Origin of the sequence: Streptomyces plumbidurans (genome assembly GCF_019857225.1) — a bacterium.
In the GTDB taxonomy this organism is placed as follows: domain Bacteria; phylum Actinomycetota; class Actinomycetes; order Streptomycetales; family Streptomycetaceae; genus Streptomyces; species Streptomyces plumbidurans.
The window spans coordinates 283939-297084 of the sequence record NZ_JAFJSY010000001.1 but is presented as its reverse complement, the minus strand read 5'-3'; the positions used below and the strand labels follow the sequence as shown (position 1 = coordinate 297084).

Annotated in this window: 11 protein-coding genes; 6 read left to right on the top strand and 5 right to left on the bottom strand. The window is 71.8% G+C overall.

Going from position 1 to position 13146, the window contains the following annotated elements; all coding sequences use genetic code 11:
• The first annotated feature begins 6 nt into the window (after positions 1-6).
• The 6 genes from JYK17_RS01285 (at position 7) to JYK17_RS01260 (ending at position 6067) form a co-directional block, all read left to right on the top strand.
• Positions 7-318: an urease subunit beta gene (locus JYK17_RS01285; RefSeq protein ID WP_108009863.1), complete on the top strand. Its 312-nt coding sequence runs from the start codon at positions 7-9 to the stop codon at positions 316-318.
• Complete coding sequence (locus JYK17_RS01280) at positions 311-2032, top strand: urease subunit alpha (RefSeq protein ID WP_108009861.1); 1722 nt, start codon at positions 311-313, stop codon at positions 2030-2032. Before JYK17_RS01285 ends, JYK17_RS01280 begins: the two co-directional genes overlap by 8 nt.
• 31 nt (positions 2033-2063) lie before the next feature.
• Positions 2064-2738, top strand: coding sequence for an urease accessory protein UreF (locus JYK17_RS01275; protein ID WP_222809575.1), 675 nt, complete (start codon positions 2064-2066; stop codon positions 2736-2738).
• Between the two features lie 154 nt (positions 2739-2892).
• Positions 2893-3570, top strand: a complete 678-nt coding sequence (ureG, locus tag JYK17_RS01270) for an urease accessory protein UreG (RefSeq protein WP_108009857.1) — start codon at positions 2893-2895, stop codon at positions 3568-3570.
• Positions 3571-3574: 4 nt separating this feature from the next.
• Positions 3575-4333, top strand: coding sequence for an urease accessory protein UreD (locus JYK17_RS01265; RefSeq protein ID WP_222809574.1), 759 nt, complete (start codon positions 3575-3577; stop codon positions 4331-4333).
• A 129-nt stretch (positions 4334-4462) separates the two neighbouring features.
• A complete protein-coding gene (locus JYK17_RS01260; protein WP_222809573.1) occupies positions 4463-6067 on the top strand; it encodes an alpha/beta hydrolase in 1605 nt (534 codons plus the stop codon).
• A 70-nt stretch (positions 6068-6137) separates the two neighbouring features.
• Here JYK17_RS01260 and JYK17_RS01255 read toward each other — a convergent pair whose 3' ends face one another.
• From JYK17_RS01255 to ddaH, 5 genes are all read right to left on the bottom strand, one after another.
• Positions 6138-6869 (bottom strand): lysophospholipid acyltransferase family protein, encoded by a 732-nt coding sequence (locus tag JYK17_RS01255; RefSeq protein ID WP_108009851.1) that lies wholly within the window; start codon positions 6867-6869, stop codon positions 6138-6140.
• Positions 6870-7022: 153 nt separating this feature from the next.
• Positions 7023-8252 carry a PP2C family protein-serine/threonine phosphatase gene (locus JYK17_RS01250; protein ID WP_108009849.1) on the bottom strand — a complete coding sequence of 410 codons (1230 nt, stop codon included), beginning with the start codon at positions 8250-8252 and terminating at the stop codon, positions 7023-7025.
• A gap of 67 nt (positions 8253-8319) precedes the next feature.
• Positions 8320-10770 carry a SpoIIE family protein phosphatase gene (locus tag JYK17_RS01245; RefSeq protein WP_108009847.1) on the bottom strand — a complete coding sequence of 817 codons (2451 nt, stop codon included), beginning with the start codon at positions 10768-10770 and terminating at the stop codon, positions 8320-8322.
• 195 nt (positions 10771-10965) lie between these two features.
• On the bottom strand, positions 10966-12186 hold the full coding sequence (gene rocD, locus JYK17_RS01240) for an ornithine--oxo-acid transaminase (RefSeq protein WP_222809572.1): 1221 nt from the start codon (positions 12184-12186) through the stop codon (positions 10966-10968).
• Entirely contained in the window at positions 12183-13007 is an 825-nt protein-coding gene (ddaH, locus tag JYK17_RS01235; protein ID WP_108009843.1) for a dimethylargininase, read from the bottom strand. The genes rocD and ddaH overlap by 4 nt, the downstream gene beginning before the upstream one ends.
• Positions 13008-13146: the final 139 nt, after the last annotated feature.

The following is a 13146-nucleotide window of genomic DNA, read 5'->3' as shown; positions in this document are numbered from 1 at the left end:
GCCGTGATGATCCCCGGCGAGATCCTGTTCGCGGACGAGCCCGTCGCATACAACGAGGGCCGCGAGGTCACCCGGCTGACCGTCCTCAACGCCGCCGACCGGCCCGTCCAGGTCGGCTCCCACTACCACTTCGCCGAGGCCAACCCCGGTCTGGACTTCGACCGCGCCGCCGCGCGCGGCAAGCGCCTCGACATCCCCGCCGGTACGTCCGTGCGCTTCGAGCCCGGCATCCCCGTAGAGGTGTCGCTCGTCCCGATCGCCGGCGCACGCGTGGTGCACGGGCTGCGCGGGGAGACCGGAGGTGCCCTCGATGCCTGAGATCTCACGTGCCGCGTACGCCGACCTGTACGGCCCCACCACCGGCGACCGCATCCGCCTCGCCGACACCGACCTGCTCGTCGAGATCGAGGAGGACCGCTGCGGCGGACCCCAACTGGCCGGAGACGAGGCGGTGTTCGGCGGCGGCAAGGTGATCCGCGAATCCATGGGCCAGTCGCGTGCCACGCGCGCGGACGGCACCCCGGACACCGTCATCACCGGCGCGGTGATCATCGACCACTGGGGGATCGTCAAGGCCGACGTGGGGCTGCGCGACGGCCGGATCACCGGCATCGGCAAGGCGGGCAACCCCGACACCATGGACGGCGTGCACCCCGACCTGGTGATCGGCCCCGAGACCGAGGTCATCGCGGGCAACGGGCGGATCCTGACCGCCGGGGCCATCGACGCGCACGTCCACTTCATCTGCCCGCAGATCGCCGACGAGGCCCTGTCCGCGGGCGTCACCACGCTGGTGGGCGGCGGCACGGGACCGGCCGAGGGCTCGAAGGCGACCACGGTCACGCCCGGCCCGTGGCACCTCGCTCGGATGCTGGAGGCGATGGAGCAGTACCCGCTCAACATCGGCCTCCTCGGCAAGGGCAACACCGTCTCGCACGAGGCGATGCTCTCCCAGATCCGCGGCGGCGCCCTGGGCCTGAAACTGCACGAGGACTGGGGCTCCACCCCGGCCGTCATCGACGCCTCGCTGACCGTCGCCGAACAGACCGGCATCCAGGTCGCCATCCACACCGACACCCTCAACGAGGCCGGTTTCGTGGGCGACACGCTCGCCGCCATCGCCGGGCGCGGCATCCACGCGTACCACACCGAGGGCGCCGGCGGCGGGCACGCGCCGGACATCATGACCGTCGTCAGCGAGCCGCACGTGCTGCCCAGCTCGACCAACCCGACACGGCCGTTCACCGTCAACACCGCCGAGGAACACCTCGACATGCTGATGGTGTGCCACCACCTCAACCCCGCCGTGCCGGAGGACCTGGCCTTCGCCGAGTCGCGGATCCGGCCGTCCACCATCGGCGCCGAGGACATCCTGCACGACCTGGGCGCCATCTCGATCATCTCCTCCGACTCGCAGGCCATGGGCCGGGTCGGCGAGGTCGTGCTGCGCACCTGGCAGACGGCGCATGTGATGAAGCGGCGACGAGGCGCACTGCCGGGGGACGGACGGGCGGACAACCGGCGGGTGCGGCGCTACGTCGCCAAGTACACGATCAACCCCGCGCTCGCGCAGGGACTCGCCCGTGAGATCGGATCGGTGGAGACCGGCAAGCTCGCCGACCTCGTGCTGTGGGAACCGGCGTTCTTCGGCGTCAAGCCGCAACTCGTCATCAAGGGCGGGCAGATCGCCTACGCGCAGATGGGCGACGCCAACGCCTCGATCCCGACCCCGCAGCCCGTGCTGCCCCGGCCGATGTACGGGGCGATCGGGCGGGCGCCCGCCACGAACTCCGTCAACTTCGTGGCGCCGCTCGCGATCGAGGACGGGCTGCCGGAGCGGCTCTCGCTCGGCAAGCGGTTCACCGCGATCGAGTCGACGCGCGGGGTGACCAAGGCGGACATGAGGGAGAACGACGCGCGGCCGCAGGTGCGGGTCGACCCCGACAGCTTCGCCGTGCACATCGACGGGGAGCTGGTGGAGGCGACGCCTGCTGCCGAACTGCCCATGGCTCAGCGGTACTTCTTGTTCTGAATCTGACGCCGATCGAGGGCGAGGTGATGCGATGTCCAGGGCCGCGCTTCTGGTGCTCGCCGACGGGCGGTTTCCCGCCGGGGGGCATGCGCACTCCGGTGGGGCGGAGGCGGCGGTGAGGGCCGGGCGGATCACCGGGGGCGCGAGCCTGGAGGAGTTCTGCCGGGGGCGGCTGCACACGGCCGGACTGGTCGCCGCGTCGCTCGCTGCCGCCGCCGTACTCGGCGTGCGGGTCGGGGAGTTGGACGCGGCCGCGGATGCCCGGACGCCCTCGCCCGCGCTGCGGGCTGTCGCGCGCAAGCTGGGGCGGCAGCTGATGCGGGCCGCGCGGGCCACCTGGCCGTCGGATGAACTCGACGCCGTGGCACGGGAGTTCCCCAAGGGGGCGCATCAGCCGTTGGTGTTGGGGCTGGCGGCGCGGGCCGCGGGGCTGGGGGCGTTGGACGCGGCGCACTGTGCGGCGTACGAGAGCGTGAGTGGTCCGGCCAGTGCGGTGGTGCGGCTGCTGAGTCTGGATCCGTTCGAGGCGACGGGGGTGCTGGCTCGGCTGGCACCCGAGGTGGATCGCGTCGCGGATCGGGCGGTGGAGGCTGCGCGGGGTGTTGTTGCCGAGGGGGTGGGGGTTTTGCCTGCGGCGTCGGCTCCGTTGCTGGAGATCGGGGCGGAGGGGCATGCCGGGTGGGGGGTGCGGTTGTTCGCCTCCTGAGGGGAGTTCGGCCCCGCCAGGGGGCTCCGCCCCCTGGACCCCCGTCGGCCTGAACGGCCTCGTCCTCAAACGCCGGACGGGCTGAGAGGCCTGGACCCGGCTGAAGACGCGCCGTGGCAAGACATAGCCGTAGCAAGACCTTGGAGCCGCTGCCATGCATCTCGACCACTCTCACGACACCCCCTCCGCCCTCGGCGCCGATGCCCGGCGTCCCGACGGGTCGCGTCGGGCGCTGCGGATCGGGCTCGGTGGGCCCGTCGGGTCCGGGAAGACCGCGACCGTCGCCGCGCTGTGCCGGGCGTTGCGGCAGGAGTTGTCGCTCGCTGTTGTCACCAACGACATCTACACCCGTGAGGACGCCGAATTCCTGCTGAGGGAAGCGGTGTTGCCGCCCGAGAGGATCACCGCCGTGGAGACGGGGGCGTGTCCGCACACGGCGATCCGGGACGACATCTCCGCCAATCTGGAGGCCGTGGAGGACCTGGAGGACGAGGTCGGGCCGCTGGATCTGATCCTGGTGGAGTCCGGTGGGGACAATCTGACGGCGACCTTCTCCAAGGGGCTCGTCGACGCCCAGATCTTTGTGATCGACGTGGCGGGCGGTGACGACATTCCGCGCAAGGGCGGGCCCGGGGTGACGACGGCCGATCTGCTGGTCGTCAACAAGACCGACCTCGCGCCCTACGTCGGGTCGGACCTCGGCCGGATGGCCGCCGACGCCAAGGCGCAGCGGGCCGAACTGCCGGTCGTGTTCCAGTCGTTGCGCACCGGGGACGGTGTGAAGGACGTCGCCGCGTGGGTGCGGGCGCAGCTCGCCGTGTGGACGGCGTGACGGCATGACGACGAGCGGGGTGCGGGCCTTCGCCAGGATGGTCGCCCGGGCCGACGGCAGGGGCGGAACGGCGCTGCCGATCCTGGAGGGTGAGGGGCCGCTCGCGCCGCGGCGGACGCGGGGGAGCGGTGGCGAGGCCCGGGTGATGCTCGTCGGGGCGATGGGCGGGCCGCTCGGCGGGGACGTGTTCGCGGTGCGGGCGGCGGTGGAGAGCGGGGCGCGGCTGCGCGTCGGCTCGGCCGCCGCCACCATCGCGCTACCCGGTCAGTCGAAGGGCGCCGCCCGCTACGACGTACGCCTCGACGTCGCCGACGGGGCCGAACTGCACTGGCTGCCCGAGCAGTTGATCTCGGCGCAGGGCAGTGATCTGTACGTCACGACCAGGGTCGGACTGGGTGCGGGCGCCCGGCTCGTACTGCGGGAGGAACAGGTACTGGGCCGGGCAGGCGAGCAACCCGGCCGGCTGAGCAGCCGTCTTACGGTGTGCGTCGAGGGGCGGACTTTGCTCGACCAGGAGCTGGCCTGCGGGCCCGGCGCGCCGGGCGGCTGGGACGGTCCCGCCGTGCTGGGCGGGCACCGGGCGGTGGGCCAACTTGTCGTCGTACGGCCGGAGTTCGCGTGGGAACCGGTCGCGGCGCGGGTAGTGGGTGAGGGGGCCGCGATCATGCCGCTCGCGGGGCCCGCCGTGCTGGTGAGTGCGGTGGCGGCCGACGCCCTGCGGCTGCGGCGGGTGCTGGACGAGGCGCTGGCCGACCTCGGGTGATCTCCGCTGAGCGGGATGCCCTTCTCCGTTTATCGGATTGGTAAAGAAGGTCAACGACCCCTGTTCTCAGGCAGTTCACAGCCGAAAGGATCCCCCTACCCATCACATGACGCAGGGGGAGGGTCCCACTTGAGGGGAATGCGACCGAACAGGCGGATCACCGCGCTCGGCTCGGCCGGTGCGCTCGTGACCGCCACACTCATAGCCGGCGCCGTCACGGCGCCGACCGCCAGCGCGAACGCGGACTCGCGCCACGGGCAGGACCGCGAGGCCCGCGGCGTCGCCGTCGCGGCCCAGCGGGCCGCCAGGACCGGCATCGACTGGGCGGACTGCCCGGCCGACTGGGCTCTGGCCAAGCCCATCCAGTGCGGCTGGGTCAGCGTGCCGGTCGACTACGCCAAGCCGTACGGCAAGCAGATCAAGCTCGCCGTCGACCGCATCGGCAACACCGGCACGAAGTCCGACCGGCAGGGCTCGCTGGTCTACAACCCGGGCGGACCAGGCGGTTCCGGACTGCGCTTCCCGACCCGGGTCACCACCAAGAACCCGGTCTGGGCGAACGTGGCCAAGGCGTACGACTTCGTGGGCTTCGACCCGCGCGGCGTCGGCCACTCCGCGCCCATCTCCTGCATCGATCCGCAGGAGTACGTGAAGGCGCCGAAGATGGACCCGGTGCCGGACAGCGAGGCCGACAAGCAGGCCCAGCGCAAGCTGGCCCGCGAGTACGCGGACGGCTGTGCCGACCGCACCGGCAAGGCCATGCTGCAGCAGATGACCACGCCCAACACCGTGCGCGACCTGGACGTGATCCGTGCCGCGCTCGGCGAGAAGAAGCTCAACTACCTGGGCGTCTCCTACGGCACCTACATCGGCGCCGTCTACGGCACCATGTTCCCCGGCCATCTGCGCCGGATGATCGTGGACAGCGTGGTCAACCCCTCGCGGGAGAAGATCTGGTACCAGGCCAACCTGGACCAGGACGTCGCCTTCGAGGGCCGCTGGAAGGACTGGGAGGACTGGGTCGCCGCCAACGACGCCGCCTTCCACCTCGGCACCACGCGCGCCGCCGTGCAGGCCAAGTGGCTCGCACTGCGCGCCACCGCCAAGAAGAACCCCATCGGCGGGGTCGTCGGCCCGGCCGAGCTGATCGGCTTCTTCCAGAACGCCCCGTACTACGACTCCTCGTGGGTGCCGGTCGCGACGGTCTTCAGCAAGTACGTCGCCGGCGACACCCAGGCGCTGGTCGACGCCGCCGCCCCCGACCTGTCGGACACCGCGGGCAACATCTCCGCGGAGAACGGCAACGCCGTCTACACGGCCGTCGAGTGCACGGACGCCAAGTGGCCCACCAGCTGGCACAAGTGGGACCGCGACAACACCGAGCTCAACAAGGACTACCCGTTCATGACCTGGGCCAACGCCTGGCTGAACCTGCCGTGCGCCACCTGGCCGGTGAAGCAGCAGAACCCGGTGAACGTCAGGACGGGCAAGGGCCTGCCGCAGGTCCTGATCGTGCAGTCCACGCGTGACGCCGCCACTCCGTACGACGGCGCCGTCGAACTGCACCACCGCTTCAAGGGCTCCCGCCTGATCACCGAGAAGGACGCGGGCTCGCACGGTGTGACCGGTCTGGTCAACCCGTGCATCAACCAGAAGGTGGACGCCTACCTGCTGAACGGCAAGTTGGACGCCAAGGACGTGACCTGCACCCCGCACGCCACGCCCAAGCCGTAACAGGCGGCCGTACGACGGTGAGGGGCGGCCCGGAGCATTCCGGGCCGCCCCTCACTCGTGTCGACGGGTCCTATCCCAGCGGCATCCGGCGGAAGCGGCGCTCCTTCTCGGCGGCGCCGTCCGCCGCGGCCTGCTCGGCCTTCGCGACCGCCGCGTACTGGTCGACGTACTCCTGCTCCGACAGCGTCAGGATCGCGTACATGATCTCGTCGGTGATGGCGCGCAGGATCGCCTTCTCGTTCTCCATGCCGGCGTAGCGGGAGAAGTCCAGGGGCTTGCCGAAGCGGATGACCACGGGGTGGAGGTTCGGGATGACCTTGCCGGGCGGCTGCGCCTCGAAGGTGCCGATCATCGCGCAGGGGATCACCGGGACCTGGGCCTTGAGCGCCATCACCGCGACCCCGACCTTGCCTTTGTAGAGGCGGCCGTCGTGCGAGCGGGTGCCCTCCGGGTAGATGCCGAGCAGCTCGTCCTTGCGCAGCACGCCGAGACCCTCGCGGATCGCCGCCTGGCCCGCCTCCTTGCCGGTGCGGTCGACCGGGATCTGCCCGGCGCTGCGGAAGAAGGCCGCGGTCAGGCGGCCCTTGATGCCGGGACCGGTGAAGTACTCCTTCTTCGCGAGGAAGGTGATGCGGCGCTTGAGGATCGCCGGCATCAGGAAGTGGTCCGAGAACGACAGATGGTTGCCGGCGACGATGGCCGCACCCTCCGCCGGCACATTGTCCAGGCCCTCGATACGCGGCCGGAAGACCAGTCTCAGCAGGGGGCCCAACAACACGTATTTGAGCACGTAGTAGAACAAAGGGGTCGCTCCTCGCTCCGGCGGATCGCCCGTGCCGCCTCGTTCCAGCAGGTCAACCGACGTGTCGTGGGGGTGCCAGTGTAAGTGCAGGCGCAGTCCGCCGGAACACGGCGCACGCCGGGCTCTTGCGCGCCTGGAGCACCCCCTGCCGGCTCACAACTGCACGATGACAAGGGCGGTGTCGTCGGTGGCGCCACCCGGGGGCAGCAGTTCGAGCAGCACCGAGTCGGCGAGGGTCTCGGGGTCCTCGCCGCGGTGCCGCCGCAGGGATTCGGCGAGCCGGGCCAGGCCGGTGTCGATGTCCTCGCGTCGGCGCTCGATCAGGCCGTCGGTGTAGAGGACGAGGATGGCGCCGTCGGCGTATCCGATGCTCGCCTGGGGTCTCGGTACGGGGTCGAACTGGGCGTCCAGCGGCGGGTCGGTGGCCTGGTCGAGGAACTCGACACGGCCGTCGGCGTGGACGAGGACCGGCGGCGGGTGGCCCGCGCTGCTGTAGGTGATGGTGTGCTCGTCGAAGTCGATGAAGGTCGTGACGGCGGTGGCGGACTCGGCGCCGTCGACCACATGCGCGTACCGGCCCAGGACGTTCAGCGCCTCGGCCGGGCCCGCCGCGACGCGGGAGGCCGCGCTCAGGGCGCTGCGCAGCTGTCCCATGATCCCGGCGGCCCGCAGCCCGTGGCCCACCACGTCGCCCACCGCCACCCCGATGCGGTTGCCGCCCACCAGGTCGACCACGTCGTACCAGTCCCCGCACACGTTCAGCGCGCCGACGGCCGGGCGGTAGCGGACCGCGGCGTCGTGGTGGCCGACCTGCCGGCGGGCGGGCAGCATCGCCTCCTGCAGGGCGATGGCCACCTCGCGCTCGCGCGCATGCGCCTCCCGCAGCCGCTCGTTGAGGTCCTGCAGCTCGCGGGCGCGGGTGTACAGCTCGGCCTCAAGACCCCGGGCCCGGCTGCCGGTCGGGGCGCCCCGGGCCTTGATCAGCTCGGTGACCTCCTCGACGCGGTGCACCACCAGCACCACCTCGCCGTCCGGGCCGCGCACCGGGGCGTTGACCGGGCTCCAGTAGCGCTCGGTCCACTCGCCGGGGCGGCGCGGGTCCTCGACGTCGTAGCGCTGCAGTGCCATGGTGTCGCGCTCGCCGGTCTCCAGGACCCGCTTCAGCGAGGCCGCGAGATTGCGCATGCCGGAGGGGGCCGAGTCGTCGGGGTTCTCCGGGAAGACGTCGAAGACATAGCGGCCCACCACCTCCTCGCGGGTACGCCCCGACATCCTCAGGAACTCGGCGTTGGCGTCGGCGTAGACCAGCTCGGGGGTCAGCAGTGCCACCATGGCGGGCAGGCTCTGGAACACCGTCGCGTAGTCGATCGCCTCGTCGTCCATGGCCACCGCCTCACCGCCGGTCTCACGTCATTTTCACACGGTCTGCGAGGTCTGCGCGGCCGAGATGTCAGGCCGGAGACTCCTCCAGGGACTGCTCCGCCCAGATCACCTTTCCCTCGGGTACGAAGCGGGTGCCCCAGCGCCGGCTGAACTGGGAGACCAGCAGCAGCCCGCGGCCGCCCTCGTCGGTGGCGCGTGGATGGCGCAGATGAGGCGCGGTGGCGCCGCCGTCGGACACCTCGCAGATCAGCGCCCGCTCCTTGATCAGGCGCAGCCGGATGGGGCCCGAGGCGTACCGGATGGCGTTGGTGACCAGCTCGCTGACCACGAGCTCGGTGGTGAAGGCCAGTTCGTCCAGGTCCCAGGCGGCCAGCTGCCGCGCGGCCTCCTTGCGGGCGTCGGCGACCACGGCCGGATCGGCGGGCAGGTCCCAGTCCGCGACCTGCTCCGCGCCGAGGAGCCGGGTGCGGGCCATCAGCAGGGCCACGTCGTCGTGCGGGCGGGCCGGGACCAGGGCGTCCACCACGGCACGGCAGCGCAGGTCCAGCGAGGGCTCGACCAGCTCCAGGGCCCGGCGCAGCCGCTCCCGGTCCGCGTCCACGGCCCAGTCGTGGTCCTCGCGGGCCAGCAGCCCGTCGGTGTGCAGCGCGAGGGTGCTGCCCTCCGCGAGGGCCAGCTCCACCGCCTCGAAGGGCGGCCCGCCGGTGCCGAGCGGTGTCCCCTGCGGAAGGTCCACGAAGCTGACGGTGCCGTCGGGCAAAACGACGGCGGGGGCGGGGTGGCCCGCGGCGGCCATCGTGCACTGGCCGTCGACGGGGTCGTAGACGACGTAGACGCAGGCGGACCCGGAGACCTGGACGTCGTCGTCCTCCGCGGCGCCCTCCTCGAGACTGGTCCGCGCCGCCAGGTCGTCCAGGTGCGCGAGCACCTCCTCCGGCGGCAGATCCAGCGCCGCGAGGGTGCGTACGGCGGTGCGCAGCCTGCCCATGGCCGCGGCGGCGTCGATGCCGTGGCCCGGGACCTCGCCCACGACGAGGGCGACCCGGGCGCCGGACAGCGGGATGAGGTCGTACCAGTCGCCGCCGAGTCCGGTCAGCTCGTCGGCCGGCCGGTAGCAGGCGGCCACGTCCACGGCGTTCTGCTCGGGCAGCCGACGGGGCAGCAGGCTGCGCTGCAGCACCAGCGCGGCATCGCGCTCCCGGGTGTAGCGGCGGGCGTTGTCCACGCAGACCGCCGCCCGCGAGACCAGGTCCTCGGCCAGGCTCAGATCGTCGTCGTCGAACGGCTCCTGGCGGCGGCGCCGGAAGAAGGTGGTGACGCCCAGCGTGACGCCCCGGGCGCGGATCGGCACGATCATCACCGAGTGCAGGCCCAGCTCCAGGAAGGTCGCCGCCCGGCCGTCGGTCATGTCGGTGGCCCAGGTCGTGGCGAGCGGGTCGAGCCGCTCCTCGCGCCAGGAGGTGCCCGTGGTCAGACAGCGGATCGGCGGTGACCCGGCGAGATACCGCGCCACCCCGCCGACCTGGACGACGGCCTCCGGGACCCCCGGGTTCACCGACTGCTGCCCGGACCGGCGCAGTGGCACCAGTTCGCTGGAACTGAGCGGCCCGGAGGCGAGTTCCGCGCCGTGCAGCACCGACTCCAGCAGATCCACGGAGACGAAGTCGGCGCAGTCCGGCACCGCTACGTCGGCCAGTTCCTGCGCGGTCTGCACGATGTCGAGGGAACGTCCGATGCGCTCACCGGCCCGGTCCAGCAGGGCGAGGCGCTGCCGCGCGCGGTGCCGGTCGGTGATGTCCACGACCGTGTAGTAGACGCCCATCGGACGGCCCTGCTCGTCCTCGAGCCGGGTGAACGACAGCATGTGCGCGGTCTCCCGGTGCGGCGCCGAGCGCACATGGCCCACCTGCTCGTATCCGAACACCGGCTCCCCGGTCTCCAGTACGTGCCGCATCTGCGACTCCATGCCCGCGGGGTCCAGGCCGGGCTGGATCTCCCCGACCCGCCGCCCCAGGCGCTCGGCGGGCGAGCCGCCGCCGAACTGCTCCAGCGCGGTGTTCGACCACACGCAGCGCAGGGTCGTGTCCACGATCGCTATGCCGACGGGAGAGCCGGTGACCATCTGCTCCAGCACCTCGCGGCTCATGTCCCAGCCCCGCGCATCGGCCATGTCGGAGAGCAGCACCAGCCAGCGGGGGGAGCCGCCCGGCTCCGCGGCCGGAGTGACCCGCGCCATGACCCTGACCTGCCCGCCGCCCTTGCGCCGCACGGTCAGCAGCCCCGACCAGCCGCCGTCCCTGCGGCAGCGCTCGGCCAGCTCCGGAACCCGCGCGGCGTCCTCGGCGGTCAGCAGCCCGGCCACCCTCGTACCCACCACCTCGGAAGCGGCATAGTGCAGCAGGCGCTGGGCATCGCGTGTCCAGCTGATCACCGCACCCTGCGCGTCCAGCAACAAGGGCACGGCATCCGCCACGTCGAACCGCCGCCGGGCGACGTCCTGCTCCTCGTATGTGCCCACGGCCGACCTCTCTGTCGCTGAGAGTGGTCTACCACCTCTTGCCCCAATCTTCACCACTTTGTGCATTGGGGGGAGGGGCTCCCCGGGGGGGTGCCTTTGGCGGACGGCTTGGGGTGGGGGGCTTTGGGGTGTCGGCCGCGTGCAGTCGCCGGGGGGAGCGGGGCGAAACGGGCACCGCCGCCCCCCCCCGCCCAGTTACGCCCCCAGTACCTTCCCCAGCGCCTCCAGCGCCGACCGCAGCTCCTCCGCCGTGATCGTCAGGGGTGGGGCCAGGCGGATGGTGGAGCCGTGGGTGTCCTTGACCAGGACGCCCTCGTGGAGGAGGCGTTCGCCGATTTCGCGGCCGGTGCCGATGGTGGGGTCGATGTCGACGCCTGCCCAGAGGCCGCGGGCGCGGAAGGTCGTCACGCCCTTGCCGGACAGGGCCGCCAGGCCGTCGCGCAGAGTCGCGCCCAGTTCGGCCGCGCGGCGCTGGAACTCGCCCGTTTCCAGGAGTTCGACCACGGCCGTGCCGACCGCGGCGGCCAGTGGGTTGCCGCCGAAGGTGGAGCCGTGTTCGCCCGGACGCAGCACGCCCAGTACGTCGCGGTGGGCGACGACCGCGGAGACCGGGACGATGCCGCCGCCCAGTGCCTTGCCCAGCAGCAACATGTCCGGGACGACGCCCTCGTGCTCGACGGCGAGGGTGCGGCCGGTGCGGCCGAGCCCGGACTGGATCTCGTCCGCGATGAACAGACAGCCCTTGCGGCGGGTCACCTCGCGCACCCCGGTCAGATAGCCGTCGTCCGGGATGACGACACCCGCCTCGCCCTGGATGGGCTCGATGAGCACGGCGGCCGTGGTCTCGTCGACCGCCGCCTCCAGCGCCGCCAGGTCGTTGTACGGCACGATCCGGAAGCCCGGCGTGAACGGCCCGAACCCCGCCCGCGCCGTCTCGTCCGTGGAGAAGCTGACGATCGTCGTCGTACGGCCGTGGAAGTTGTCCGCGGCGACCACGATGGTGGCCCGGTCGGCCGGGACCCCCTTGACCTCGTAGGCCCACTTGCGGGCCACCTTGATGCCGGACTCGACCGCCTCGGCGCCGGTGTTCATCGGCAGCACCATGTCCAGGCCGGTCAGCGCGGCCAGCCGCTCGGCGAACTCGGCCAGCTTGTCGTTGTGGAAGGCCCGCGAGGTGAGCGTGAGCCGGTCCAGCTGGCGGTGGGCGGCCTCGATCAGCGCCGGGTGGCGGTGGCCGAAGTTCAGTGCCGAGTAGCCCGCCAGCATGTCCAGGTAACGGCGGCCCTCCACGTCCTCGACCCAGGCGCCCTCCGCGCGGGCCACCACCACGGGCAGCGGGTGGTAGTTGTGCGCCAGGACCGGCTCCTCGGCACGGATGAGGTCGGCGGACGAACGGGCGGTCACGGGTGCGGTCATGAACGGATCTCCTGAGTGCAGCACTTGATGCCGCCGCCTGCCTTGCGGAACTCGGACAGGTCGACGGGCACGGGGACGTAGCCGCGGTCGTTGAGGGCGGAGGCGAGCGCCTCCGCCTGGGGCGCGATGAAGACGTTGCGGCCGTCGGAGACGGAGTTGAGGCCGAAGGCCAGTGCGTCGTCGAGGGTGGCGAGCACCGCGTTCGGATACAGCCGGGCCAGCACCTCGCGGCTGCCCGGCGAGAACGCCTCCGGGTAGTACGCGATGTTGTTGCCGTCGGCGGAGTCGTCCAGCACGAACAGCGCCGTGTCCAGGTGGTAGAAGCGCGGGTCCACCAGGGTCAGGCTGATCACCGGGTGACCGAAGAACTCCTGCACCTCGCGGTGCGCCTCACGGGTCGTACGGAATCCGGTGCCGGCCAGGACGTAGCGGCCCGTCCAGACGAGGTCGCCCTCGCCCTCGCAGACGGACTCGGGACGGTGCACGTCGAAGCCGGCCGACTTGAACCAGGTGTCGTAGTGGGTGGACTCGGGGCGCCGTTCGGGCGCGTGGAAGAGGGAGCCGAAGACGCGGCCGTCGACGACGACCGCGGAGTTCGCGGCGAAGACCATGTCCGGGAGGCCGGGGGCGGGATCCACGGCGTCCACGGTGTGGCCGTGGGTGCGGTAGGCGCCGATCAGGGCCTGCCACTGCTCCCTGGCGAGATCGACGTCGACCGGGGCGTCGAGCCGCATCCAGGGGTTGATCGCGTACTGCACGGCGAAATGTCTGGGTTCGCAGACGAGGAAGCGCCGCCGGCGCGGCACACGCGAGGTGGGCACAGAGGGGTTCCTCCGCTTCCTGAGTGTCGACTACGGGTTGACACCAAGGTAGGAAGTGACCGCAACGAGCGACAAGGAAGGAGAATTGCGTGTCCGCGCAGGAATGCTGCGTCTTGGACCGGTTCCGCGCAGCGCTGCT

Excerpts from the sequence above, each read along its gene's own strand:
- JYK17_RS01285 (WP_108009863.1), top strand. The coding sequence starts at position 7 with ATGATCCCCGGCGAGATCCTGTTCGCGGACGAGCCCGTCGCATACAAC.
- rocD (WP_222809572.1), bottom strand. The coding sequence starts at position 12,186 with ATGACCGCACCCGTGACCGCCCGTTCGTCCGCCGACCTCATCCGTGCC.
- JYK17_RS01275 (WP_222809575.1), top strand. The coding sequence starts at position 2,064 with ATGTCCAGGGCCGCGCTTCTGGTGCTCGCCGACGGGCGGTTTCCCGCC.
- ureG (WP_108009857.1), top strand. The coding sequence starts at position 2,893 with ATGCATCTCGACCACTCTCACGACACCCCCTCCGCCCTCGGCGCCGAT.
- JYK17_RS01250 (WP_108009849.1), bottom strand. The coding sequence starts at position 8,252 with ATGGACGACGAGGCGATCGACTACGCGACGGTGTTCCAGAGCCTGCCC.
- JYK17_RS01280 (WP_108009861.1), top strand. The coding sequence starts at position 311 with ATGCCTGAGATCTCACGTGCCGCGTACGCCGACCTGTACGGCCCCACC.
- JYK17_RS01265 (WP_222809574.1), top strand. The coding sequence starts at position 3,575 with ATGACGACGAGCGGGGTGCGGGCCTTCGCCAGGATGGTCGCCCGGGCC.